General features: G+C 48.6%; 24 protein-coding genes and 1 tRNA gene. 17 read left to right on the top strand and 8 right to left on the bottom strand.

The features are described 5' to 3' along the window. Positions 1–104 precede the first annotated feature (104 nt). Positions 105–503 carry a helix-turn-helix domain-containing protein gene (locus OIR97_RS15685; RefSeq protein ID WP_169543170.1) on the bottom strand — a complete coding sequence of 133 codons (399 nt, stop codon included), beginning with the start codon at positions 501–503 and terminating at the stop codon, positions 105–107. Between the two features lie 214 nt (positions 504–717). Between OIR97_RS15685 and OIR97_RS15680 the strand changes: the two genes are divergently transcribed. After that, the gene (locus OIR97_RS15680; RefSeq protein ID WP_169543169.1) at positions 718–1,458 is read left to right on the top strand and encodes a hypothetical protein; all 741 of its coding nucleotides are present in this window, start codon (positions 718–720) and stop codon (positions 1,456–1,458) included. A 99-nt stretch (positions 1,459–1,557) separates the two neighbouring features. Beyond that, entirely contained in the window at positions 1,558–1,770 is a 213-nt protein-coding gene (locus OIR97_RS15675; RefSeq protein WP_169543168.1) for a hypothetical protein, read from the top strand. 423 nt (positions 1,771–2,193) lie between these two features. On the opposite strand, the gene OIR97_RS15670 is transcribed toward OIR97_RS15675, so the two are convergent. After that, a complete protein-coding gene (locus OIR97_RS15670; protein ID WP_169543167.1) occupies positions 2,194–2,601 on the bottom strand; it encodes a MarR family winged helix-turn-helix transcriptional regulator in 408 nt (135 codons plus the stop codon). A 249-nt stretch (positions 2,602–2,850) separates the two neighbouring features. Between OIR97_RS15670 and OIR97_RS15665 the strand changes: the two genes are divergently transcribed. The 4 genes from OIR97_RS15665 to OIR97_RS15650 all read left to right on the top strand — a co-directional run bounded on the left by OIR97_RS15665 (position 2,851) and on the right by OIR97_RS15650 (position 6,763). Beyond that, positions 2,851–3,414, top strand: a complete 564-nt coding sequence (locus OIR97_RS15665; protein WP_169543166.1) for a DedA family protein — start codon at positions 2,851–2,853, stop codon at positions 3,412–3,414. Positions 3,415–3,639: 225 nt separating this feature from the next. After that, positions 3,640–3,714, top strand: a tRNA-Thr gene (locus tag OIR97_RS15660). An 84-nt stretch (positions 3,715–3,798) separates the two neighbouring features. Then, on the top strand, positions 3,799–5,568 hold the full coding sequence (locus OIR97_RS15655; RefSeq protein WP_169543165.1) for a site-specific integrase: 1,770 nt from the start codon (positions 3,799–3,801) through the stop codon (positions 5,566–5,568). Positions 5,569–5,624: 56 nt separating this feature from the next. Further along, positions 5,625–6,763, top strand: a protein-coding gene (locus OIR97_RS15650; protein WP_169543164.1) for an IS3 family transposase whose coding sequence is annotated in 2 segments (ribosomal slippage) — positions 5,625–5,862 and positions 5,862–6,763 — 1,140 coding nt in all. Because the reading frame shifts where the segments join, the coding sequence is not laid out codon by codon here. A gap of 43 nt (positions 6,764–6,806) precedes the next feature. Here OIR97_RS15650 and OIR97_RS15645 read toward each other — a convergent pair. Further along, the gene (locus OIR97_RS15645; protein WP_169543163.1) at positions 6,807–7,421 is read right to left on the bottom strand and encodes an Eco29kI family restriction endonuclease; all 615 of its coding nucleotides are present in this window, start codon (positions 7,419–7,421) and stop codon (positions 6,807–6,809) included. A 1-nt stretch (position 7,422) separates the two neighbouring features. Further along, entirely contained in the window at positions 7,423–8,634 is a 1,212-nt protein-coding gene (locus tag OIR97_RS15640) for a DNA cytosine methyltransferase (RefSeq protein ID WP_169543162.1), read from the bottom strand. Between the two features lie 428 nt (positions 8,635–9,062). On the opposite strand from OIR97_RS15640, the gene OIR97_RS15635 reads away from it, so the two are divergent. Continuing rightward, positions 9,063–9,308, top strand: a complete 246-nt coding sequence (locus OIR97_RS15635; protein ID WP_169543161.1) for a hypothetical protein — start codon at positions 9,063–9,065, stop codon at positions 9,306–9,308. A 101-nt stretch (positions 9,309–9,409) separates the two neighbouring features. On the opposite strand, the gene OIR97_RS15630 is transcribed toward OIR97_RS15635, so the two are convergent. Together OIR97_RS15630 and OIR97_RS15625 are read right to left on the bottom strand one after the other, a co-directional pair. Continuing rightward, positions 9,410–11,842, bottom strand: coding sequence for a YbcC family protein (locus tag OIR97_RS15630; protein WP_169543160.1), 2,433 nt, complete (start codon positions 11,840–11,842; stop codon positions 9,410–9,412). Between the two features lie 12 nt (positions 11,843–11,854). Then, positions 11,855–13,426 carry a proton-conducting transporter transmembrane domain-containing protein gene (locus OIR97_RS15625; RefSeq protein ID WP_169543159.1) on the bottom strand — a complete coding sequence of 524 codons (1,572 nt, stop codon included), beginning with the start codon at positions 13,424–13,426 and terminating at the stop codon, positions 11,855–11,857. 101 nt (positions 13,427–13,527) lie between these two features. On the opposite strand from OIR97_RS15625, the gene OIR97_RS15620 reads away from it, so the two are divergent. Next, positions 13,528–14,394: a LysR family transcriptional regulator gene (locus OIR97_RS15620; protein ID WP_169543158.1), complete on the top strand. Its 867-nt coding sequence runs from the start codon at positions 13,528–13,530 to the stop codon at positions 14,392–14,394. Between the two features lie 169 nt (positions 14,395–14,563). Here the strand turns inward: OIR97_RS15620 and OIR97_RS15615 are convergent, their stop codons facing one another. Beyond that, positions 14,564–15,772 carry a hypothetical protein gene (locus OIR97_RS15615; protein ID WP_169543157.1) on the bottom strand — a complete coding sequence of 403 codons (1,209 nt, stop codon included), beginning with the start codon at positions 15,770–15,772 and terminating at the stop codon, positions 14,564–14,566. 252 nt (positions 15,773–16,024) lie between these two features. Here OIR97_RS15615 and OIR97_RS15610 point away from each other — a divergent pair, with 252 nt between their 5' ends. The 9 genes from OIR97_RS15610 to OIR97_RS15570 all read left to right on the top strand — a co-directional run bounded on the left by OIR97_RS15610 (position 16,025) and on the right by OIR97_RS15570 (position 24,255). Next, complete coding sequence (locus tag OIR97_RS15610) at positions 16,025–16,573, top strand: hypothetical protein (RefSeq protein WP_169543156.1); 549 nt, start codon at positions 16,025–16,027, stop codon at positions 16,571–16,573. A gap of 2 nt (positions 16,574–16,575) precedes the next feature. After that, positions 16,576–16,773: a DUF1737 domain-containing protein gene (locus OIR97_RS15605; RefSeq protein WP_169543155.1), complete on the top strand. Its 198-nt coding sequence runs from the start codon at positions 16,576–16,578 to the stop codon at positions 16,771–16,773. A 10-nt stretch (positions 16,774–16,783) separates the two neighbouring features. Further along, positions 16,784–17,413: a LysE family translocator gene (locus OIR97_RS15600; protein WP_169543154.1), complete on the top strand. Its 630-nt coding sequence runs from the start codon at positions 16,784–16,786 to the stop codon at positions 17,411–17,413. A gap of 1 nt (position 17,414) precedes the next feature. After that, complete coding sequence (locus OIR97_RS15595) at positions 17,415–18,062, top strand: glutathione S-transferase (RefSeq protein WP_169543153.1); 648 nt, start codon at positions 17,415–17,417, stop codon at positions 18,060–18,062. Between the two features lie 334 nt (positions 18,063–18,396). Next, positions 18,397–19,371 carry a BMP family protein gene (locus OIR97_RS15590; RefSeq protein ID WP_407696683.1) on the top strand — a complete coding sequence of 325 codons (975 nt, stop codon included), beginning with the start codon at positions 18,397–18,399 and terminating at the stop codon, positions 19,369–19,371. 54 nt (positions 19,372–19,425) lie between these two features. Then, positions 19,426–20,973 (top strand): ABC transporter ATP-binding protein, encoded by a 1,548-nt coding sequence (locus OIR97_RS15585; protein ID WP_169543152.1) that lies wholly within the window; start codon positions 19,426–19,428, stop codon positions 20,971–20,973. Continuing rightward, positions 20,963–22,012: an ABC transporter permease gene (locus OIR97_RS15580; protein ID WP_169543151.1), complete on the top strand. Its 1,050-nt coding sequence runs from the start codon at positions 20,963–20,965 to the stop codon at positions 22,010–22,012. Before OIR97_RS15585 ends, OIR97_RS15580 begins: the two co-directional genes overlap by 11 nt. A gap of 11 nt (positions 22,013–22,023) precedes the next feature. Then, a complete protein-coding gene (locus OIR97_RS15575) occupies positions 22,024–22,965 on the top strand; it encodes an ABC transporter permease (protein ID WP_169543150.1) in 942 nt (313 codons plus the stop codon). Positions 22,966–22,977: 12 nt separating this feature from the next. Beyond that, the gene (locus OIR97_RS15570) at positions 22,978–24,255 is read left to right on the top strand and encodes an amidohydrolase family protein (RefSeq protein WP_169543149.1); all 1,278 of its coding nucleotides are present in this window, start codon (positions 22,978–22,980) and stop codon (positions 24,253–24,255) included. Here the strand turns inward: OIR97_RS15570 and OIR97_RS15565 are convergent. Then, entirely contained in the window at positions 24,252–25,847 is a 1,596-nt protein-coding gene (locus OIR97_RS15565) for a DUF427 domain-containing protein (protein WP_169543148.1), read from the bottom strand. The two genes, OIR97_RS15570 and OIR97_RS15565, sit on opposite strands and share 4 nt — an antisense overlap. Positions 25,848–25,954: the final 107 nt, after the last annotated feature.

Raw genomic sequence — 25,954 nt, 5'->3', positions numbered from 1 at the left:
TGTCTCTGTCTTCTCTGCTTCAGTCAATGCCCTTCAGTATCGCTAAATCAGGACATTGACAACAAGAGAGATGATAGGTTTCATCAAATTGGGATAATGGCGTCTTAAATCGCCTCCCTGGTCAGCATTTCAGAAGTGTTGGGGTCAGAGAGGGCTCGAATAAGACTGTTTACTGACGCCCGGACGGAAGGGTCTGATATTTCGTTATAATTTCGCACTAGCTCGATCGTTGCACGGCCTTTTCCGCCATGCTCCATTGGGGGCGTGCTTTCCTGAATTTGCAGATCCCCGAAGAAATAGGAAACTTCCACTTGAAGTTTGACGGAAAGCTCATACAGACGCCCCGCAGAAATGCGGTTTGCGCCGGTTTCATATTTCTGAACCTGCTGATAGGAAATATCCAATGCCTCAGCCAACTGAAGTTGGGTCAGGCCCAATTGGGTCCGTCTTGTTCTGATACGTTCACCCACATGGTCTCCGACACGTTTTGCTACTTTAGACATAATAAATCCTCTCTCAATAGCTGCTTTTTTCAAGTCTCTGTCCAACGAAACGACAGTTTTCTGTCGTTTGCGACCTCGTTGCAACCTTGCTTCAGATGGCAAGAGGGGCTGTCTTCCCCTATCATTCATATTCGAACAAATTAATGTAGGAGAAATTAATATATTTCACTCAACTTATAGTCGTGACCTTATTAAATCAGGCAATCTCATTTCAATGCTGCGCCCGCTGGTCTCAGTTCTAAATCAGGCCGGATACAGTTATGCTGTCCGTTTTGATATGAGCCGATGGGCGGAAACCCGTCAGCAGCTTGACCCTGACCATCAGGTGGTTATGCCTACTTTTGATCCTATGCAGTGCGATCAATCCAACAGTTATTGGATTGAAGTTACGTCCGCCGAACGGGAGGTCGTTGCCGTCATTGCCGCCCGTCGCTTTGATACCCCTGACTTCGTCGAGATGATGGCTACCGGAAAAGTCTGGGCTGATCATCCGCGCCACGATCGCCTGACACTTGCGCTTCCCAAGGGGTTTCGCATGGGCGGATCCATCCTGTATCGGGGAGGGCTCTGTGTTAAAAAAAGTCATCGCAAAGAAGGCCTTTCATGGGTCTTGCCGCGTTTGGTGTCATTAATTTCAATTGACCAGGGCATTGATTTCACCGTCAGCCATAACCTTGCGGATCTGCATGGAAATGGATTTACATTCAGGGTTTACGGGCATAGCCATTCGGCCCTGTGTTTTGATGGAACGGAGTTTTTTCCCCCGACCAATGATCGACGAAAAGCCTATTTTGTCTGGACGGGTCTTGATGACGTTATCGCCCTTGCTCGCCGGGATCAGGAGATTATCGTAAACTGCGGCAACGAGAATCTGAGTGATCTGGCCGTTCTCGCGCAAAGGCCAAGTCAGATGGAGGTAGCTCCGACTGTTCCGCGGCGTGCTCTTGGTGGTTAGGGCGAGACGGGGCAATCCGGTCATCACTGTTGCTGAATACGCGAGAATTATTGCTTCCTTGGCGATTTCGTTTTCCCACTGTCCAAGGACCAGTCCCGTGTGATCCTGGAAATTATCCATGCGGGTCTTAGGGTCGTATTCCAGAACCTTGTAGTGCAAAGGGTTGTTGTCTTTCACATCAATGCGGTGAAAAAGGATATTTGGGAAACCGCAGCGCAGATTTTCGACGGAATTGATGTCATCAATGGTCGTCAGTTCGCCGATTTGGTAAAGATGCTTGATAAGCGTGTCCATATCCGGGGAAATCAATGAGGCACTTTCCGTCGTGAATTGGTGCTCTTCAATGCGACTGCTTTCGTCCTGCCAGGTGCGGGTATGTAACGGATCGAGTGGCATCTATCATCTTTCCAGTAATCAAAACCGTTGGCGCAAAGGTCCGCCATTAACAGTAGTCAGGACAGTTCCACCAGTAATTAGAGAGGCGGTCATGACATACCTATTCGGCAAAAAATAATATTTACTCTTCTTGGGAATCTGTTCGCTTCTCTCTTAACCCATTGAATAATTTAGAATATTGCAATGTACTCGTTTGTGGCGGCATTATTCCGAACCGTAAAAATACGATAATCGCCCGAATAAGGAGAGTAGCCGTGCGCCCATTTCTATTTTAGAATGTTGATGGATTAGAAGCCCGGTTGCAAGAACTATTGTGATCAAAACTGAGCATAAATGCGATTATTCTGATTTTTGGACAGGCGTGGACCACGCAGTATTTTGAATTTGATAGCTTGCCTTGGTGATGGTGGGGGACAGGCTTTTGGCAAAATTTTCAAGTTCTTCCCGTAATTTTTGTGTTGATTTTAGAATTTTGCGCCGGCTGTCATTCGGGTCGACAATCATGGATACATATTCCGCCTCGATCAAGGCATTCAGCTGTTTTTTAATCGTGTTGCGAGAATGATTGGTTGCAACAGACAAACCTGAAATGTCGATTGTTTTGTTTGAAAGGTCAGCCTGTTCGATGTGAAAGGCAATTTCCTGCTGAACGGGTTGGCTCAGCGCCTTATAGCGAAGCTTATTTTCCTGAATAGCCACTAACAAATCGGTAATAGCGGCGTAAATTGATAGAGACTGGTCTGCCATATCACTCGCTTTATGGCCTGACTCTCCTGAACAACGATCGGAAAGGCAAGCCCGTTAGGGGGCACGATACATTGTTACTCCACTCACTATAGGCGAGCGACAAGCGAACGCCAATGCCTCGGATGAAGAAACTTGCCATTACGCAACAGGAGAGCCGTATTTCATCGAGGCCGGCGGCCAAAACAGATCCAAACCACGCCGCGTCTCGTAATAAGGAGACACCCTGATGTTCGGTTGGAAAATTGCAGGATGCAGCAGATTTTAACATGGCTGGAGATGAACGAAGCGCTGGTCTATGGGATGGTTTTTTCATATTGCGCGTTAAAAAGCGGTGCGCTGCCCTTTTTAGCGGCGGCGCTGGCGCCCCAAGCGGCCCTTGATCCCTACCTGATCGGTGGCGCAGCCTTTCTGGGCGGATATCTTGGTGATGAGCTTCGCTTTGCCGTGGCGCGAAAATATGGGGAGGGGTTGGTCACGCGGTTTCCAAAACTTTCAAAACCAATGGAGGCCACGAGACGCCTGATTGACCGATATGGTGTCACATATATATTCATGTACCGTTATCCTAAAGGAATGCGCACGATCGGGGCGCTACCGGTGGGTCTGACCCCGATGCCCTGGTTTCAGTTTACGATGCTGAACGCTGCGTCGGCATTGCTGTGGGCCAGCATTCTGGTGGGCTGCGGATATTTTCTGGGTGTTCAACTGGCAGAGACGATCGCCGCAGGTTGGGGCGCGGCAAGTATGACATTACTTCTCCTCTTCATCCTGACGGCGGTCCTGCTTTTCCGGCATACTCAAACCCGAATTTGACGGACCTGCCTGAGACGGAGTTTACTTGTCGGCTTCGGGGTAACAGGGGATGAAGGCACCGGATCACGGGCAAAGGGGCGGCCGTTCCATGAGGCGAATTTGGGCAGAGAGGTTCTTCGCACGCTATTCCCGATCAGACGGAATTTCCAATGAATTGAGATTTTTCACAAACTCTTTGACAAGGTCATAAAACCTTATATATTCCGCGCAGTTCCTACCGATTTCGCCGCCGTAGCTCAGTGGTAGAGCACTCCCTTGGTAAGGGAGAGGCCGAGAGTTCAATTCTCTCCGGCGGCACCAGTTTCCCCATAATAAAATCAATAACTTACTGATTTGTAAGGCATTTGAAATTGCATTGTTCCATCGGACTGTTACAGCGGAGCGATGGAAGACATGCCCAAACATCCCAGACTAATCCTTCGTGGCAACCGGTATTACCACCGCGCAGCCATCCCTCAAGATATCAAGGCGACATACCCTAAATCTGAAGAAACCTTCTCACTGGGAACCTCCGACTATCAGGAGGCACTGAAAAAGGTTCGCGTGGCAGCAGCGGGCGTTGATCGAAAATTCGATGAACATCGGTTGCGACTTGTGAAGGATCGGGAACCTCCTTTGGAGCATCTATCCGACGAGCAGATCGGGTTCATTGCTGATACGTATTTCCAGCAGCTCGTGCAGGCGGACGAGGAGACAAGATTGGAGGGGTTTGGAGAATACAGAGTGCGTGATTTGCCTCTAGTTGTTGTCCCTGCTGAGGAGGAGGAGCTACCTGACTTTGGTGATTATATTGATGAAGTCGATGAGGTAAATGCAATTCTGCGGCATAAGTATGCACAACGAATTGTCGATGAAGACGATCACCATATGGTGCGAAGCGTTCTCTCCTATCCAGAAATTTCCCTCAAGTTATCTGAGGGTTCTCAAAGTTGGCGGAAACTTGCCCATACGCTTCAAGAGGTCTTGTTAAAAGCAAACGAAGTCAGACGGCAGAGAAATACTGGTGAGATTGTTGAAACACCAAGTCCTGTCCAATCCGATGTAAGCAGTAGCGCCAAACATTCAGACGGGAAGCTTCTATCTGAGGCAAAAGAGGAATGGATTGCAGAGAAGTCTGTCAGAAACTGGGTCGAGAAAACTGAGAGAGAGCACCGTGTTTGGATGGACCACTTTATTTCTGTGATTGGAGATAAACCCATTGATCAGTATGGGAAGGCAGATGCACGACAATTCAAGAACTTGCTCATGAGGCTTCCCGCGAATTGGAATAAGAAAGACGAACTGAGGGGGCTAAAAATCTCAGATGCAGCTGAACGGGCCGCTGCGCTTAATCTTACTCCAATGTCGGACAAGAATATTAACAAGTTGATGGGGTTTGTTGGGGCGTTCTGGGGATGGGCAGCCGTCAATTATGATGAAAATCTCAGCAATCCGTTTAAAGGAATGAAGATCAAAATCAGAGTTAAGGCGAGGGATGAACGCGACCCCTTCACTATGGATGAGCTTAAAGCGATCTTCTCCAGCCCTCTTTATACTGGCTGTAAATCTGCGAGACATTGGGGCATAAAAGGCAATCATATTCCAAAAGATCATGGTCGCTTTTGGGTGCCGTTGATTGCATTGTATACTGGAGCGCGATCAGGAGAAATTATTCAGCTACGCCTCAACGATATACGAGAAGCGGATGGTATTAATTACTTCCACCTCACCAATGCTGAGGAAGACCAGCGGCTTAAGACTAGTACTTCTAGAAGAGATATTCCTATTCATCAAGACTTGATCAAAATTGGGTTGTTGGATTTGGTTAAGTTGAGGAGAAGTCAGGGGGAAGATAGGTTGTTCCCTGAGTTAAAGATGGGGTCGGACGGCTATTATTCAACTCCATACTCAAGGCATTTTAGAAGGCTATTGGAATCGCTTGGTATTAAGAAATCAAGCAAAGAAGTATTTCACAGTTTCCGGCATAATTTTGAAGATGCTTGCCGTGAGAGCAGTGTCAGTAAAGAGATCATGGACGCCCTGCAGGGGCATGGCGAGGAGGGCATGTCAGGTCGGTATGGCCGTGGATATATGCTTAAGAAATTGGATGAGGAGATTCGGAAGCTGCAGTACCGAGACATTAAAATAACGCATTTGATGATTAGGTCATCTTGAATAGCCCCTAGATATGTAGACACTTTCTAACCTAAATTTGAGGGGAGGAGGCTATTATGGCTAAAACTAATTTCAGTGATGATTTCAAACGAGATGCGGTGGCACAGATCACCGAAAGGGGCTATCCAGTTGCGGAGGTTTCGCGTCGGTTGGGTGTGAGCCAGCATTCACTATACGCTTGGAGGAAGAAGTTTGCGTCGTCCTCCGGCAGGGACAACAAGGATGACGAGATCTTGCGCTTGAAGCGGGAACTGTCCAGAGTGACTGAGGAGCGTGACATCCTAAAAAAAGCCACCGCGTATTTCGCCAAGGATGTAAAATGAGATACGCGTTCATCGCCGATCATCGTCCGTTGTTTCCGGTGCGGACAATGTGTCGCTGCCTCCGCATCCATCCCAGCGGTTTCTATGCTTGGCTTAAGAACCCGCTGAGCCGCCGGGCTAAAGAGGGCGCTCGTCAGACGGAACTTATCCGCAATGCATGGCAAGCAAGTGGCAAGGTGTACGGGTATCGCAAGCTTCATGATGATCTTCTCGATCAGGGAGAAACATCTTGTCCGAACCGTGTCGCACGTCTGGCGAGACTGGCGGGCATCAAGGCGCAGGTCGGATACAAAAGACGTCCCGTCAGTTACGGTGGTAAACCTTCGCTGAATGTCGACAACAGGCTGAACCGACAGTTTGATGTAGCGGCCCCTGACAGGATCTGGGTGACGGACATCACCTATATCAAGACACAAGAAGGGTTTGCTTATCTGGCTGTTGTGATTGATCTGTACTCCCGCCGTGTTGTCGGTTGGTCACTGCAAAGCAGGCAAACGACAGATATGGTGCTACAAGCGCTGCTTATGGCTATATGGCGAAGGCAGCCAACGAATAAGATCCTGATCCATTCCGATCAGGGTTCCCAGTTTACCAGTATTGATTGGACTTCCTTTCTTAAGGCTCACAATTTGGAACACTCCATGAGCCGACGTGGGAACTGTTACGACAATGCCGTCGTAGAGAGTTTCTTTAATCTGCTCAAGCGTGAACGGATACGACGCAAAACCTACAAAACCAGAGAGGATGCCAGACAGGATGTATTCAACTACATCGAGATGTTCTACAATCCAAAACGCAAACACGTAAGAAACGGGATGTTGTCGCCCATCGAATTCGAACGGCAGCAGAAAATGAGAACCGAAGGCGTCTAGAAAACTAGGGGCTATTCATCTGGAGATTGATTGATAGGTTGATTTAACCATACATTACTCTTAAGTGTGAGGCAATTTCATTGCTGATAGTTTCTGCCTTTTCGCCTCTTTCTTGGCACTTTGCAGCCCATTCACGTCCCACGTGGAGTGTGTCCCATCTTGATCGAGCTTGATTAAATCTGCCATTGCCGGGGGTATGGTTTCCAAAGCCATCTATCAGCTGATTCCAAAGTGGTTTGAATTTTGATATTAACAAGCTCTCACCAAGAGGAATCCAAATTTCGTCAACGACCAAAAATCTGCACGCAAAGTCGGTTAAATCCAAGTTGCCTACAACTTCAATACTTTTCGCATGTTCATTTAGGCGTTTGTATAAGGCTTTTCCATGAGGAGCACCATCGGCTAGTCCGCCTTTTCGTGCACCTGCGGGTACGGCCTTGCCTACATAAATCGGAAGTGAGTACTCTTCCTCTTTGTTTTGTTCTGATATCTTTGAATAAGGCTTAAATTCTCCAGTGTAGTAAATAGCATAAACACCAGCGCCGACAAATTCTGGTATGCTGCTCATCGGATGAATTGGGCTTCGCAATAAAGCTTCCGCTACACTTTCTCCAAGATGCCGCTTGTCTAGTGGATTGTATGGTTTGATTTGATCCATTTTAATTTAATTTTGAATGGTGAAGTTTGAGTTCTCTCTCTTCGCGGGTCAAAAGTTTCTGAACGACACTTGAGGCAACCACTTGAGCGAGATGGACAGGTACAGCATTCCCTAATTGTCTCATCGTTTCCGACCAAGCGCCATGAAACTGGTATCCATCGGGAAAGGTTTGCAGGCGGGCTGCTTCACGGACGGTAAAATACCTTACGCGACCATTATCTAAGACCATCATATTTTCGCCGCCCGGCACCCCATGAACCCCTGCCTTTAGTGCTTTAGACGGCAAATCCAATGGGCTGCCAGTGTGGCCGGGATACTGTTTTGCTCCTGCTTGGAACTTATGATTTAGATGGATGAGTGAGCTTTTTTGGGACGCAGGGTCAGGAAGGTCAAAGAGCGCATCACGTACGGTCATCCAAGGCTTGCTGTTACTCAACGGGCGAACATTAGATTTTCTCAGCCGCTCGATTCTTTTTGCTTCCCTCGGGGTTAATCGCTTGGCATTGGCAAACATATTATGACGATCCCAATATTCTCCATTAATCCATTGAGATTCCAATAATGCATCATAGCTATGAGTTGGTTCAGGGAATGACCACTGTACTCCTAAGTCCGATCGAAACCCGACAAAAAATACCCTTTCACGCTTTTGTGGCACACCATAGTCTGCAGCATTCACCACTCTCGTAATGACTTGATACTTTAGGCTAGATTTAGTGTTGGATGACTTGGCTTTTTCCAATCGAGCTAAGTGCTGGTGCGGCTCTTCTGAAGGCTTTCTGACTATATCCGGATATGTCAGTTGCAAAACAATATATTGAAAATAGTTGGCAAAGCTTGGTCGAGTAAGGCCTTTGACATTTTCTACTATGAAGGCTTTTGGTTTTAGTTGTCGGATGACATCGACGGTTACAGGAAACATGTCTCTATCGTCATTATACGCCCTGTGCTTGCCGCCGAGAGAAAATGGTTGGCAAGGTGGACCTCCAGCTACAATATCGATTTTTCCTTCTAGGGTTTGAAAATTATAGTCCCTGACGTCACCCTCAATGAGGGGCCAATCTTTCACGATAGGAAAAGCATTAGTCGTATTTTCCCGAATTGTATCACAAGCCCACTTATCCCACTCAATAACTGCTTTAGGTTTACATCCGGCAAAACTCAGGCCCATTGCAAGCCCGCCCGCGCCTGCGAATAGCTCTACTGTGTCCATTACAATTTCACCCCTTAATCGTTGACTTGTTGAACACATATTAACGTTCAGGGTTCGATTAACAACACCAAAAAATGGAGTAGATTTAAATTAACACCAAGAAGCATTTTTTCTAGGCAAATTTCTGAGCGGGTATATTACGTTACTGGCGCGGCTTACTCCCCCCATGCCCCACTTGCGGATGAAAAAGCCTACTCTACTGTGGCTGTGCAATCATTTTCCTGCGCCTAACACCTCCACTAATTCTTTTTCTTCACTGCTAGCTTTCCTCTCACCTCCACATTCTGTTCAGTTCCTAGCCAAAGCAGAGTGTTCACAAAACCCTCTGCCATTCTTGAACTTTGACCTCAAGGAAATTGCGGGGTTCTGAGTGCTGACACTGATGTTCATTATACCATAGTCGGATTACTCTTGAAGGTGATGTTAGAATGCCGGACGTTACCCTCATTTACGATACTGTTTTGCTCAAAGTTTACATTAATAAATTGGCTCCTTATGCAAGAGAACGTGATCCGGAGGACTTTGGTCCTTCGATATCTAATTCGGAAATGAAAAAAGCTTATAATGAATTACGGTCGCGGCCGAATGGCACCTTTAGTGATATTTGTGAAAAGGTATTAAAAAAAATCGATACTGGATATCCTGAGAAAAAGTCTGACAGAGTGATATTTTAACCCATTCACGGGACAGCAGGTCTACGACGGGATCGTCAATTTTCAGGGCCACAGCCTAAGCTTTTGTTTGATTGCTTAGGCTGTGGAACTGGCGTCAGGGGTCAGGATGCTTTCGCCATGGGTGTTGTGTGGTCCGTGGTTGAAAATAGCTCCCATTTAAGATTTCCAGCATAGCGCCAGGCCATTTTGCCTGTCTCATCCAGCGCAAAAAGATGTAGCCAACGATTGTCGAACAGTGCCCGAACACTTTCATGTTTGTCCAGAATGGCCGTCATGGCGTCGATCGGGGCTTCGATACAAACTGACAACCGAAGAGGCTCATGGGCAAGTTTGGTGCCATCATGGACAGATTGCCAGGGTAAGCCGGCCCGCAGTTTTCCGCCATTGCCTTCCAGAACACCGATCCCGCCAACAACGTTATGCAGAAGCTTGTCGCCCGAGCCGAAAACATTCGGGGCAACGCTGGAGCCATAATATTGCAGGCTGATCCAGCTGGCGACCACAACAGGCGCTGTCATGATCAGTTCCAGAACACTAAAGTCATGGGCCTGATCCTGTTTCCAGTCATACTCATGCAAAAAGCTTTTACCATCCAGTTTTTGATCGGCGGTTCTTGTGCGGGGCGCGGCAATGAACGCCTGACATCCGGCAAGGCCCCATTCGGGACGCACTTCCGCCCAGTTTTGCGCCCGTGCCCGAATTTCCTTTTCCGTCTTGGCGTCGGGAAGTCTGTGCATCCGTTCTTTTCTGGCGAGAGCACTGGCCTTGTCCAGCCATTTTCGTATCTTCTTGAGGCTGTTTTTATGGATTTTCGACGCGCAGTCTCCGTCATAAACCGTGACCCGATCCGTGGTCGTATCATGCAAGGCCCCAATGAAGAGAGTATCGTCCGGGATGTGGATGTTGCGTGAGGTTAAGCCGGACCGAACCTCTCTATCGTTTAAAACGGTTGCAAGCAGTCTGGCATTGACATCGCCCGCATGGCCACCGCAAGCACCGCAATGCAGGCCGCTGGCAAAGGGATTGTTGACCACATTCCCGCCATGCCCGGTTATCAGAACAATCTTGCCAAAATTTTCGGTCAGGGACATGGCCCGCAGAATTTTTTCGGCAGCGTCAATACGATCCTGAACAACCGGCATTGGATCAAACCGAGGCGCGTGGCTGTCACCTTTTTTCATTTTTTGCAATCCAAAGGCCCCCCGCAACAGTTTAACCACATACGCAGGGCCCATTGCCTCGACAAAGGCAAAGGAGGAAACCGCCGCCAACTTGAAGCGTCCCCATGCCCGGAGGGAGCGGGCCTGATATCTGTGACTTTTTTCGGTCGCGTCCATGGAAGCGTCTGGACTCCCCGTCCGAGACGTCAATCCGGCAGTGAGCAGCACTGGAAACCTGTTTTCTGCCACATCAGAACCGAAGCTTTTATGCTCGGTCGTAAGACCAAAGAAACCTGCAAAGCCCAGTGTTTGAACGCCGGGGTCCACTACTTCCAGTGCCCGCCGGTAAACTTCTGAACGAACATCAATACAAAAGGCAGCCTGTAGGAGCGGGGCCGATGGTCTGGTGTTGCTTGCGGTATTGGAGGCAAAGGTCTTGGAAAGGGCCCGTTGGACCGACCGCTCGGCAGCTTCCTGAAGGATCTCGTTGATAACCTGATGGGACGAGGGGACAACAGGTTCCTGATGTTTGTCCAGGATCGCGTGCCATTCTGTCTCTATTGTCTTTTGGTATTGCCGATAAAGGGTTTCTTCCCAGCATAGCCGTATGGCCAGAAGTTCCATCATAATGGTGTTCGATTTGCCCTCCAACTCGTCTTTCCAGACTTCGTGGCGGGCATATTGGGACCACCCCCCTAACGATAATAACAGTTGGTGGAAATAAGTGTCCATCGCCTGCTGGGGAATGTTCAGAGCACTGACAACCCGTGTTATGGCTTCAAACGGGGAACTGGGTAGCAGATCCACATAGGTGCAGAAGTCTTTCAGGCCCAAAATCTGTGGCGTTAAGTCATGGGTTGCCCATGACCGCCAGGATTTCCACGCACCGGTTCTGCGGGACGTGGCCCATAGGGCTTGTCCCTGATCAAAAAAACCGCCTGCCCAAAGACCAAAACGGTCGTCAATAATACTCCCCCAATCCGTACCGCTTGCTTTTGCGGCCAGTTCTGAGACGGTATTGAGACGGCGTCCCATTTCAACGGGGGCGTTGAGAGCATTTTTCAGCGCCTCTATATCTGCGGGTCTGTTCTGATAAGGGGTGGCGTTCAGGGCATCCTCAAGGTCTTGATCAGTGATCTCGTTCCGTTCGATTTTGTCCTGATACCAGTTTCTGGGCATCACAATGTCAATGCCACCAATCCGATCAAGTCGGGCTGCAACATGGGCCAGTGTTTCTGTGCTTTGGCCGAAAAAAGGATTAACCGCCACCGAGCTGTCCAGAGGCCACGAGGGCGGGATCATTTGCCCGGCAGCATCAATGGCATTTTTCAATTGAAGGGGCGGCGCGATGATATTTTCTTCAAGGCTATTCATGGGGTCGTCTCCTCAGGATGTTTTGTGTGTCTTGGTTGTTGCCCAGCCGCCTATCAGACGGTCAAACATCGCATTGAAATAAAGGCCATTTGCAAGATGGACCCGCAAGCCCGCCGTTGCCGGATGGTGAGCCCAAAGGGGAAATGTGGATTGCGCAAGGGCAACCAAGCCGAAGCTGAGCAGAGCCAGAACGATCAGGGCCCATTCCAGAGGCCCGGGTGCTGGTGTTTTTGGTAATGCCGCGCCTGAAAGATAATTGATGCCTTCTTGCAGGGTGAAGTAACTGATGGATGCGGCAAGGGCATAAATGCTGGTGCGGATGGTCAGGGCCCGTGGGGCATCGTCCGCTAAACCCTGGGCGATCAGGTAGGCCACACCAAAAATCAGGATGGCACCCAGTGCAATTGCTTGGGGTGATTTGCCGTCAAACCCGAAACCCAGGCCGACGCACCCATAGATTACCAACGCGGCGACAAAGGCCCTCAGCACCGCTTTCCCATTGGGAACGGCAACGGGACCTGGCTGGCGATTTTTTGAAACCAGTTCAACTGCTGTTCCCGATCCCAGAAATGCATGTGCCTTATATAAAGAATGCGCCACAATATGCAAAAGGGCCAATGGAAACAGGGCAAGGCCACACTGCATGACCATAAAACCCATCTGGCTCACTGTGGACCACGCCAGTGAAGTTTTGACGGCCGATTGTGTCAGCATGACCGCGCCGCCAAACAGGGCAGTAAACCCGCCAATCATTGCAAGAGTTGCAAGAACCCCGGGGGCGAGCAGCATAACATCGGCAAACCGAATTAGAAGAAAACCACCAGCATTTATAACACCCGCATGGAGCAGTGCAGATACCGGTGTCGGGGCTTCCATAACCTCTGTCAGCCACCCATGGGTTGGAAATTGTGCCGATTTCAAAATCGCTGAAACAGCGACCAGCACCGTGGCCAGAATAACGAGTAAGGTTGCGTCTCCTGTTTTTGCAACGGTCAGAATGGTCGCAATGTCGGTTGTCGAAAAGCTGAGATAAAGTGCCATGCAGGCGCCAACCATGGTCACATCGCCGACACGGGCAATCACAAATTTTTTGCGGGCCGCCCGCACGGCGGCTTGTCGGTCTGGATAGAATAGAAGAAGCTTATGAAGAAACAGGCTGGTCAATATCCAGAAGGCCGCCAATTGAAACAGGTTCCCACTGGAGACGACCATCAAAACCGACGCCAGCGTTGCCGCCATCCACCCTATAAAAAATTTCTGATTAGCATCTCCCTGCAGGTAAGATCGTGAATAGCGCAACACGATCCAGCCGATGAAGGATACAAGGCAAAACATGGTTGCGCTAATAACATCTATTCTGGCACTAAAGCCAAAATCACCCAGACCAAGCAGCATACTGGTTCCCGCCCCGTGCGAGAAAAGGGTTGCTGTTGCGCCGATCGCCATCAGAAAGGTGATCAAGCCGGCGCCTTCAGCCCCCTTGAAGAACAAATCAGATCGTTTCGTGTCGGGTACGATTGCAAGGGCAGCAACAACAAACAAAAGAGCAGATGCGAGGACCGGCAGTAAATACAAAAAATTCATCGAACAAAGCTCCTTGATGGCGAATTCCGGGAAGCTAACGAATATTTTTTATTAATAAAAATACATAGTTTATTAGTTTTCGTTCTGTTAAAGTGAACGATATGGCGAATATCAATTACCACCATCTCTATTATTTTTACGTTGTCGCCCGCGAAGGACATCTTACCCGGGCAGCGGAACATCTGAATGTGTCTCAGTCGGCGCTATCCTCGCAGATACGACAGCTTGAAGAGCGCCTTGGCCTGAAGCTTTTTGAACGAAGAGGTCGGGCTCTGCATTTAACAGAGGCTGGCCGGATAACGCTCGATCATTCGGAGGTCATCTTTTCGACAGGGCAGGAATTGCTGGCGACACTGCAACAAACCGGGTTTTCGCGTCAGCCGTTGCGCGTGGGCGCAATATCGACCCTCTCCCGCAACTTTCAATTGTCATTTTTGAAACCGATTTTGGGGCGCACAGATGTTGAAATCATTTTGCGTACAGGGAGTTCCGCCGAGCTTATGGGCGCCTTGAGCGCCATGCAACTTGATCTGGTGCTTACCAATCAGGAACCGCAGGCCGATGCGATGACCCCGTTTATCGCCCATCGACTGGATGAGCAGCCGGTCAGTCTGATCGGATTACAAAGGCTTTGCTCAGAGGAAATGTCACTCCCGGATCGGTTGGCAAGCAGTCCTCTATTACTCCCAACCCGATCCAGTGGGTTGCGGCGAGGGATTGATGCTTTGATCAACCGGTTGGGCGTGACGCCCCAAATAGCTGCAGAAATTGATGATATGGCGATGATGCGACTGATGGCGCGCGAAGGGGCTGGAATTGCGGCCATTCCGCCGATTGTCGTGAAAGACGAATTGGAGGCGGGCACCCTTTTGGAGATTGAGCAGTTGCCCGGTATTTCAGAAACATTTTTCGCGATTTCGCTGGAACGGCGGTTTCCTAATCCACTTATCAAGACGCTTTTTTCCTGATCAGGCTGCGGCTGCTTACGCGGATAACCAAAGCCCGACCTCCTGGGTGCCGGGTGCGATTGCAATCGGTATGAAGCCTGTGATCATGTCCGCTCCTTTTTTTGGGAAAAGGGCGCCGACAAAAAAAGGCTACCCGAAGGCAGCCTCTAATCGTTCGCATGCCATTTGTTCAGTTGATTTTGCGGGCGGGTTTTGGTTGAGGGGTGCTTGGTGCGAAGACATTGTTTCCCGTATTTCCAATGGCTGGATTAACAACAACGGGTTGGATACAGGTGTGTTCCCAATTAAGAGCCGCACCATTAACGATCTGAAAAGCGGCTGGAAATTGTGCTTCGTTGTCGGTTTTTGTCCGGACATATACCTGATAATCATGCTGGTAAGTTTTGTTTAGCTGATTTGAACCTGGTAAACCGACTTTCTTAGAAAAGGTAAAGACGGCTTTGCCTTTACTGAAGGTAACAGGGGCGCTGTCTAAAATTGTAGAACCGCCGTCATTAATCCGTATTTTGACCTGACCGTTACCAGAGCCTTTTAATTCAATTTTGAAAAAGGGTTCCAGAACACATTTTCCTTTCAGTTTCTTAATGCCTTGAAGGAAGGTTCCGCTGTCGACGGAGATAAAATTCTGTGGGCCTGCATTGATCGTGTTTCCCTGTCCTTGATTAGGGATAAGTTGAGCCGACAGGCTTCCTGTCAGGTTTTTGTCTCCTTTATACGCAATCTTGACATTGATGAGCCGAGTGGCAACGATATTGTCCGCGCCGCTTTCCATCACCGTTTCCTTTTTTATTTTGTAGCGAGTGAATTTTCGGCAATCTGCCTGAAAACGAATGGGTACTTTGACATAATAAACATGGTCCTGACGGAGGTAGTTTATTTTATTGCCGCCATTACCGGCATGTTGGTTCGCTTTTTGAAGAACATAGGCAGCGGCATTGATTTCGTGTTCGGTGCCGTTGAAATGGGCAAGGTTCACCGTGAGTGTTTTTGTAATTGCATGGCTGCTTTTGTTAATATTATTGCTTGTTCCGGCCTGGACGTCCCAATAGATGTCCTCTTCTGTTCCGACACCGAGACGACCTTCTTTAAACGTATATCCCTGGCGTTTCCGATAATTATCGAAATAGGTACCGCCGCACTCGACTTCACCTTTCATTTTGATTTGGATGCTGTTTTTTTCCGCTTGCAGAGAAAGGGCACTCAGCTGTTTATTTACAGAGGTATTTCGAACCGTAATCGTTGGAACTGTGCCAACATCGTGAACATTGATTTCTTGATTGATGCTCAATCCGTGTGTTGCTGGCTTGACGGCATGGCTTTGCGACGCAAGCAGGGTTGCTAATATTGCTGTAATGGCAAATGTTGCAATCTGTCTCATGATTTTTCCACTTAATGTTGGTTTATAACAAAGGGTCTGCACGTGTGTCGTCGTTCGGCCTCAATAGGTTCAAAAAGAAAATTATGATATGCGATAACGATCAAAAAAACACCTTTACGTTTAAGAGCCACGCAGTGGTTTAATTTTTCAAGTCTGTGTTGAAAAGGAAACGAAGATTTCTTGCGTCGGGGCTTGCACGCAGGCATCATCATCCGGAAAGTTAATTCAGGCGATGATAGAGGAGCGGCCTTTATGAGTAAGGTCTTGGTATTATTACTTTTTGTGGGGTCGATCGGTCTTGCTGGCTGGGAGTTCCATGATTACAGCAATAGCGGAGAGGAAATATCCGTCCATCCTTTGCAGGGTAATTCCGGAGAGGTCGGCGGCCTGAGATTAACGTCGGTAATGTCACCCGTTCGGGTCTTGGTAACAGTTGATTACGAGATCAACATTCAGGATGAAACGAATAATGCCTATGAGTATGTCGTTGAAGTATTAGATCCGTTAGGCCGAAAGGTTGGAAATGCAGATGGCAGCCATGTCGTGAAGCGAGAGGACCAGGGGCCAAACTATGAGGCAAGCCGCATGACCCATATTGCGGATACCTTTGATGTAATAACCGACGGTCTTTATCAGGCTAATTGGTCTTTAAAACAGAAAAAAGCCAACATTCGTGGTGCTTCGCTGAAGTTTCGACGGAATGTAAGGTCTTTGAACTGGTCTGTGATGGCGTTGGCCGGGGGATGTTTTTTGTTGGGCTGGGTTGTTGTCTTTAGCAAAATTAGAAATAGGAAAAACTGATAATGAGTAAAAACCAGGATAAAGAAAAACCATATTATCGTTTGCTAACAGGTGAAGATACTCATGCTTTTTGTGTGCGTGTCAGTGAAGCGCTGGAAGAGGGATATGTTCTTTATGGCAGTCCTTCCTGCACATTTGATCCAAAAGCAAATCGAATGCTGGTTGCACAGGCCGTGATAAAAGGCGAGCAAGGGAAGTAGAGATCAGAAAATGGATCCAGTTGCTTTTGGTTTGTTTTTTGCAGCCGTTCTGGTTTTAAACTTAACGCCCGGGCCGGATATGCTGTTTTCTGCGGCCTGCGGAATGAAAGGGGGCAGCCGCGCAGGGTTGATCTCTGCGGCAGGGGTTGCCTCTGGTGCGCTGGTTCACGCCACCTTTGCCGCCGTTGGTGTGACAGCCCTTTTGGCACGTTCAGAGTTTGCGTATGATCTGTTGCGAGTGGCAGGAGCCCTATATTTGTTGTGGGTCGGGTTTAAGACTTTTCAGGAAGCCAGAAAGCCGGTCCGTGTCTCGACCGTAGATACCCATCCTTCAAAGCGGCATTTATTTTTTCGTGGATTTCTGACTAATGTCATTAACCCCAAAGTGGGATTGTTCTTTATTGCTTTTCTCCCTCAGTTTGTTGACCCCACCACCCAACATTTGACACTAACCATATTCTTGATGGGCTGTTTTGTTGGCGTAAGTGGTTTGGTCGTCAATGGCGCTGTGGGGGTTTTGGCGGGGCGTGCAGGACAGGTGATGTCTGACCGCCCTGTGTTGAGAAAATGTTTATTTTATTTATCTGGCAGTCTGTTCGTCGGACTGGCCCTGAATTTATTCTTTATGGAGAAAGCGTAAAATGGCGCGGCTATTAGTGATGGGTAACAAACGATATTCCTCGTGGTCTTTAAGAGGGTTTTTGGCCCTGAAATTTGCCGGTCTTGAGTTCGAGGAGCAGGTCGTCCCGTTGTTCGAAACACAAACGCATGCCACTATTCAGACTCTGGCGCCGGGTGCCCCACCGAAAGTACCTGTTCTGGTAGAGGATGGGTATAGTATTTGGGATAGCCTTTCTATCATGGAATTTGCGGCGGAAAACAGTATGGGCGGGCCACTTTGGCCAATTGACCCCCATGCGAGAGCAAGGGCCCGTTCAATTGTTGCAGAAATGCATGGTGGTTTTTTTGCTTTGCGTGAGCATGTTCCCATGAACCTTTCGAAATGTGAAGCCTATCAACCATTACCGGAAAATGTCGAACAGGATGTGCAGCGTATCTTGTCGATTTGGGAGGATTGTCTCCAGACGTATTCCGCTGAAGGGCCGTATCTATTTGGGGCGTTATCTTTAGCAGATGCCGCCTTTGCTCCTGTTGTCGCACGCCTTAAAAGCCGATCTGTTCCGGTGTCAGATGTCTGCCGGCGTTATTGCGATGCAGTTTGGCAATTGCCGGCATTTGAAGAGTGGCGTACAGCGGCTGAAAAAGAAGTCTGGGTGATCGATCAATAAGCAAAAACTAAACCTACATCATTGATTTGATGTAGGTTTTTTTATGCTATTTTTTTGTGCAAACGATAAATAAAATTGCAACAGAAAGGGTAACTCCTTATGAAGTGGGATCAGAATTAAACAGAATAACGAGCGGTTCTGCACGGAATTTAGAGAAGTAATGCCGGGAAAATTTGACCAATTGGTCAGTTTTTATGTATGGTTTTTCTAATGAGAAGAATTGACAGCAAGTCTGGCACGGTTTTTGAAGACCAGAATGCTTAAGAATGTCAATCTGGTTCACGTTATGACATGTGAACCCAACATGGAGAGCGAGATGGGGATACGGAAGATGATGACGGCCTTGGCCGTCGGCATGATGATGGTACTGGGGGCGACCGTTGCTCAGGCCGATAAATTGAAAGTTGCCGGTATTTACACAGTTCCAGTACAGCAAAAATGGGCTGGCACATTGCATAGAGCGTTGGTCAAAGCGGAAAAAGAAGGGAAAATCGACTATGTTTTCTCTGAAAAAACTGCCAATACAGATTACGTCCGCGTAATGCGCGAATATGCTGAAGGCGGCGCCAAACTGATTGTTGGTGAAGCTTTTGGTATTAGCCGTGAGGCTCGAAAAGTGGCGGATGATTATCCGGAAGTCGCATTTCTAATGGGCGATCCCGGTGACAAATATGGCAAGAATTTTTCGGTTTTTGATAACTATATCCACGAGCCATGCTACCTGATGGGGGTCATCGCAGGTTCGATGACGAAAACCAATAAAATCGGGATGATCGGTGGATATCCGATTGGTGAAGTAAACCGGCTTTTCCACGCCTTCATGGCGGGTGCGCGTTCGGTTAATCCAGATGTCGAGTTCAAAGTATCCTTCATTGGTTCTTGGTACGATCCACCAAAAGCAAAAGAGTTTGCCTTTGCTCAGGTCGAATCTGGTGTTGATGTTTTATATGCAGAACGTGCGGGTGTTGTTGATGCCGCTCGGGAAAAAGGCATTCTGGCATTCGGTAATGTGAACGACATGAATAAAGAAGAAAATGGCAAAGACGTTGTCGTCGCTTCGGCTTTGTGGCACATGGAAAATGCGATTGATAATGCGATCAAAGATGTGAAAGCTGGAACGTTTACAGCGTCCAATTATAAAGAATGGACGATGATGCAGAAAGGCGGCGCCTCTTTGTCCTCTTTCTATGAATTCGACAGCAAAATTCCTGCTGCTGCGAAAGCAAAAGTCGAAGAGCTTACAGCGAAAATCATGTCAGGTGAATTCGTTGTCGAGATCAACGACGACGAACCAAAATCTACATTCTAAAATGATGGGTGAGCGTATCGCTCACCCTTTTCCATATATTCGGGGGCGAAGGGTTTGACCCAGTCTGAGATAGTGCTGCGCGTTGATCAAATCACGAAGCGGTTTGGCAATCTGACAGCAAATGATGCCATCAGTTTTTCGTTGGAAAAAGGTAAGGTTTTGTCCCTTCTTGGGGAAAACGGCGCTGGCAAAACGACCTTGATGAATATCATTTTTGGTCACTATGCCGCCGATGAAGGTCATATCGAGGTGTTTGGCAAAAGGCTGGATAGTTCCAGCCCGGCGCAGGCAATTGCATTAGGCGTGGGAATGGTGCACCAGCATTTCACGCTGGCTGATAATCTGACGGTTCTGGAGAATATTATACTGGGAACGGAAAAACTCTGGTCCCTTCGACAGGAAAAGAAAACGGCTCGAGACAAATTGATGTCTCTATCGGAAGAATTTGGTTTAACCGTTGATCCGGACGCTTCCATTAAATCGCTGACCGTTGGCGAAAAACAGCGGGTAGAAATTCTTAAGGCCCTGTATCGGGGCGCTAAAATCCTCATTCTGGATGAGCCTACCGCCGTCCTTACCCCGCAGGAAAGTGACCAGCTTTTTGTTATTCTAAGAGATATGCTGGCGCGCGGACTCTCCGTCATTTTCATTTCTCACAAATTGGGTGAAGTCATGAATATTGCGGATGATATTGCGGTTCTTCGACATGGTAAACTTGTCGCAAACTTTCCGGTTTCTGAGGCTTCTCGCGAAATTATTGCAGAAAAAATGGTGGGTGAGGTTATCCCGCAGCCGGTCCGCGAAACGTTGCCCGCAGGAGACCCGCTGTTGAAAATTGACGGTGTTGGTTTCGATGATGAATCGGGCCAGACCCAGTTGAAATCAGTGTCTCTACATTTACGGAGAAACCAGATCGTCGGAATAGCCGGTGTTTCAGGAAACGGACAAAAAGCCCTATCCGATCTGATTTGCGGTACCCTTCAACCCGGCAAGGGGACCGTCGAGATGAGCGGCGAGATGGTACATAATTTTCATCCATTACACATGGTAGAGCAAGGTGTCGGGCGAGTGCCGGAAGACCGTCATGTCGAAGGCGTTGTTGGGGATTTCTCGGTTGAGGAAAACTTGATCCTTGAACAATATTCCAACAAGGAATTTTCAAAAAAGGGATGGTTGCAGGCCGGCGCAATCCGAGCGCATGCAGAACGGCTTATCAAAGCATTTGATATCCGGGGAGCCGCGCCGGATACAATCGTGAGAGGGCTTTCAGGCGGTAACATGCAGAAAGTCATTCTTGCCCGTATCCTTGAAAATAATCCGCAAATTATTCTGGCCAACCAGCCGACGCGGGGTCTGGATGTGGGGGCTGCAACATTTGTCCATGAACAGTTATTAAAGGCCCGTGGCCGGGGCGCAGGAGTTGTCTTGATTTCTGAAGATTTAGAAGAATTACTGGCCATTTCGGATCTGGTTGCTGTGATGTATCAGGGTCAGCTAAGCAAGCAGATGCCGGTAGAAGAGGTTACCCTGCAACAGTTGGGACTTTTGATGAGCGGCGAAGGGTTTTTGTCTGCCGATAGGGAGGACAGCCATGCTGCTTGAACCGAGAACCCATACGCCCCTTTGGATGACAATCCTTGCCCCAATCGCGGCGGTCTTTATCGTTCTGATCCTGTGCGGCGGGCTTATTCTTTGGGCGGGAGCCCCTTTGCTAGAGTCTTATTTTGCTTTGTTCGTTGGAGCGTTTGGATCGAAATTTGCGATAGCGGAGACACTGGTGCGGGCAACACCTTTGATCCTGACCGGTTTGGCTGCCGCTGTGGCGTTTCGGGCGAAGCTTTGGAACATTGGCGGTGAAGGCCAATTATATATGGGAGCGCTAGCAGCCACTTATTTTGGAACTGGTCTTATTACTCTGCCAGCCCCATTGATGATACCGTTTCTGTTTGTGGTGGGCGCGATCGCAGGAGGGGTCTTGCTGTTGATCCCGGCCTTGCTGAAAACCCGGCTTAAAGTGGATGAGGTTGTTACCACCCTCTTGTTGAATTTCGTGATTTTGCTGCTGACCAACTACCTGCTTTTCGGACCATGGAAAGATCCTATGGCGATGGGCTGGCCTCAAGGGGCACCCATTGTTGATAGCGGAATTCTGCCGAACCTGATCGCGAAGACCCGGCTTCATGGTGGATTGATTTTTTCAGTATTGGCCGCTGTCTGCATCTGGATTGTCATGAGCAAGACCAAATGGGGACTTGAAATACGTGCGGTTGGATTAAATCAGGATGCGGCTAGTTTTGCCGGCATTCCGATAAATAAAACCATTATCCGTACCGCCTTGATATCCGGAGGTCTTGCGGCTTGCGCGGGCGTGACGGAAGTAGCCGGGACAAAAGAATATCTAACGCTCGATATATCGCCAGGCTTTGGCTATACGGGCATAGCTGTTGCCATGCTGGCGGGGCTTAATCCGTTGGGCGTCATTGCCGCGGCCTTGTTTATTGCAGGCATTTACAATGGGGCTGATAGTATGAGCCGGGCAATGGATGTTTCCAATTATATCGCGGATGTCATTACGGCGGCGTCTTTACTAATGGTGATGTTGGCCGTCATGTTGACCCGCATGCGCGTCCGGTTCGGATAAGGAGGAACAGTATGGATTTCTTTGATATGTTCCTTAATATCGGGTTTTGGGCTGCCACAGTCAGGATGGCCACACCGCTGATTTTCGGAACGCTTGGTGAACTGATTTGCGAACGGGCCGGGGTTCTTAATCTTGGTATTGAAGGCATCATGACAACGGGCGCAATGGTTGCCTGGATGTGGGTGTATCAAGGTGGCGATTTATGGACGGCAGTCCTTGTGGCCGCGGCCTTCGGGATGCTGTTTGGGTATTTACATAGTATCTTTTCGGTATATATGGGGCTTTCCCAGCATGTGACGGGAATTGGCATTACGCTTTTGTCCACTTCCCTGAGTTATTATTCATTCAGAATGTTATTGCCGGGCGTTACAACGCCTCCAAAAATCGAACCTTTCCAGTCTTGGGCCGTCCCGTTCCTGTCGGACATTCCCGTGATCGGGGAAGCCTTTTTCAACCAGTCGCCCTTGACGTATCTTGCCTTCATTATGGTCGGTGTCGTGGCATATGGTCTTTACCGGACACCGGTCGGGCTCGCGGTTCGCATGGTTGGGGAAAACCCGATGGCCGTGGAAGTGCAGGGGATTGATGTCTATCGTGTCAGGACAGCGGCCGTTATGGTCGGCAGCGGGTTTATGGCTGTGGGGGGTGCGTTTTTAACGATTTCGGTTTTTGATGCCTTCTATTTTGATATGATAAATGGGCGGGGCTGGATTTGTGTGGCTCTTGTCATTTTTGCGTCCTGGCGGCCGGGAAAGGCTCTGTTGGGTGCGGTTTTGTTCGCGGCGTTTGATGCGATCCAAATTCGCGTTCAACAATCCAGTGCTTCGTTTATTCCCTACCAGTTTTACCTTATGATGCCGTATGTGTTCAGTATTCTGGCGTTGATTGTAATGTCTCGCAAAGCGGCCTATCCAAAAGCGCTTTTGGTGCCGTTCCGACGTGGTCAAAGATAGGAAAAACCTACTATGCTGGATTTAATCATTCGAAATGCCCGACGGGCAGGTGGCTCTGAAACGCTGGTTGATATTGGATGTCAGAACGGCATGATTATTGCGATTGAGCCAAACCTGGTAGCAGAGGCGCAGGAGGAATATGACGCGGGTGGACATCTTGTCTCGGCCCCTTTTGTGGATAGCCACTTTCACATGGACGCGACCCTTACCTATGGCAGACCACGTGTTAATCAATCTGGCACCCTTCTGGAAGGGATTGCACTCTGGAGTGAGGTTAAGCCAACGCTGGACGCGGCTGATATCAAAGAACGGGCGCATAAGCTTTGCCGTTGGTCAGCGGCAAATGGCACCCTTGCCATACGGTCGCACGTCGATATTTGTGACCCGTCCCTTTTGGCGGTGGATGCCTTGTTGGAAGTTGTGGACGAGGTGAAGCCCTATATTGATCTTCAACTGGTGGCCTTTCCGCAAGACGGATTTTATCGAGATCCGCAGGCCGAAGAACTATTAATCCGGGCATTGGATAAAGGGGTTCATGTTGTGGGGGGCATACCGCATTTTGAACGAAGCATGCAAGACGGTAGCGCGTCCGTAACCGCGCTTTGTAAGCTCGCTGCGGATAGAGGCCTGCGTGTGGATATGCATTGCGATGAGAGCGACGACCCGTTGTCTCGCCATGTGGAAATGCTGGCGCAGGAAACGGTGCGATTTGGATTGCAGGGGCGGGTGGCCGGCTCTCATCTGACATCTATGCATTCTATGGATAATTATTATGTCTCCAAGTTAATTCCGTTGATGGCCGAAGCGGATTTGCAGGTGATCGCCAATCCGCTCATCAATATTACCCTACAGGGACGGCATGATACATATCCGAAGCGTCGCGGTATGACCCGGGTGAAGGAATTGATGGCGGCAGGGCTCAACGTTGCATGCGGTCATGATTGCGTGATGGACCCCTGGTACTCTTTGGGTAGTCACGACATGTTGGAGGTCGCTTCAATGGGGCTTCATGTGGGGCAGATGACCGGGCAGGACGAAATGAGACAAATGTTCCGATCTGTCACTGTTAATGGCGCGCAGGCGTTGGGATTGGAAAAGTATGGCCTCGACGTTGGGTGTCATGCCGATTTGGTTGTTCTGCAGGCAAAAGATGAAATTGAAGCACTTCGGTTGAAGCCAGCTAGACTGAGGGTGTACCGAAAAGGAAAATTACTGGCGTCTACACCCGAGCAGCATACGACTGTTTATTGGGGAGTCGAAGAAAACAAGATTGATTTCAAATTCACCTAAGGCTCGAATTTGTCAGGGTCAAAACTGAATAGCTCTCGTTCTTTGTGAAACCCTTTCAGGTTGAATTTACCGGCAGATTTCAAGCCGGATGATAAATCGCTGGCGATCTGCTCTGAGACAAGGGCTGTTTCTCCCAGGGTTGAACAAATATCAGTGATACGGGCCACTTCATTGGCGGCACTTCCAATGACGGTGAAATCAAGGCGTTGTTCGCTTCCTATATTCCCGTATCGAACCTGTCCAAAATGCAATCCTGTTTTGCTGGAAAGATTGTCCGAAAATGGGGACTGGGCAATGTTGTGTGATATTTCTTTTGTCGCCTTGGCAGCACTGATACAGGCTTCTCTCCGGCTTTTGTTGCTGCTGTCTTCAATTGGAAAAATTGCCAGAACGGCATCTCCGATGAATTTCAGAATATCCCCATGATTTGCATAGACGGCTTGGGCCACAGCGTCAAAAAAGCTGTTCAGCAAGTCCAGATATGCCTCTTGACTCAGGGTTTCTGTGAGCAGGGTTGAATTCACCAGATCACAATAGAGAATAGCCGCCTCGATTGTCCCGCCATCTCCGCGTTTTGTCAGGCCTGACAACACTTTGTCACCTGCAGATTTGCCAAGGTAAGACTGAAGAAGGCTTTTTGCATTGGCTTTCAGTTTGTGCACTTCATAAAGACGGCTGATCATGGGAAGCGCTTCATAGATCTGGCCAAGATGTGATGTGGAAAAACCGTCAGGTGCATCAGACGTCAAGGTCAGGTTGTGGATATGTCCATCTGAAAAAATCAGCGGAAAGGCGACGTAATCCGTTGCCCCTTGGTCCCTTAGATCCTTCATGATAGGAAAATCAAACTCGGTTTGGTCTGCCGTGAGCTTTTGCCGAATACCGCCCAGTCCTTCTGTCACAAGTTTAAGCGGGCTTTGAAGATATTGTGTTGACGTTGCATTTTCATGAAACATCTGATTAGTGACCACCGTATCCGTCTCGCGCTGCCAAAGATAACTCTCACCTGCGATTAAGGGATGGAGCTGACGGATTGCTACATTCAGCCGCATTATCGGAAAACCGATTGCTAACAATCTGTCTACAAGCTGTCGGGTCAGCATCATTGAATTGTCGTTGCTCCACCGCCCTTGAGCCAACCATTCGGTTAATGAATCCGTCCCGGATGGTGCATCATGATCCTGTGGGTTTGTTAAATCATCGTCGATATACATCTGGTCAAGCGACAGATCATAAAAAGCAAGATATCCCTTGATTGGCTCAGCATCTTTTAAGGGGGATTCGTAAGACCAGGCAACATTTTGCGTTCTCTGACCATCAAGTTCGAGGGACCAGTGTGAGGCATTTCCCTTAAACGGACAAAATGTGCGGAATTCTGACAGCGTTAGAAGAGACATATTGATGTCGCTTTTTGGCACATAATAAACCGGATCATGATGCGTTTCGTTCATCAACAAGCATTGTCGTGAATCAAAGATCAGAACACCTGATTTATAGCCTCTGATCCTGTTTGCCGCTGGGGAAATATCCAAGCTATAAAAAGCGGTATCAGCACCGCTGGATAATTCAGCCGGATTTTCGTGTCGTTTCATTTTGCGCCGTCCCCAAAGTGCCGTTTCAACAACAAGGATAGAGTGCTCTGAAGAAAGAGCAAATATTTCGGCCGTACTCCGATCACAGAATGTTTTACTTTTCTAAT

It is taken from the genome of Sneathiella aquimaris, from assembly GCF_026409565.1.
Classification (GTDB): domain Bacteria; phylum Pseudomonadota; class Alphaproteobacteria; order Sneathiellales; family Sneathiellaceae; genus Sneathiella; species Sneathiella aquimaris.
Note: the sequence above shows the minus strand (reverse complement) of the source record. Positions and strands in the feature narration are given on the sequence as shown.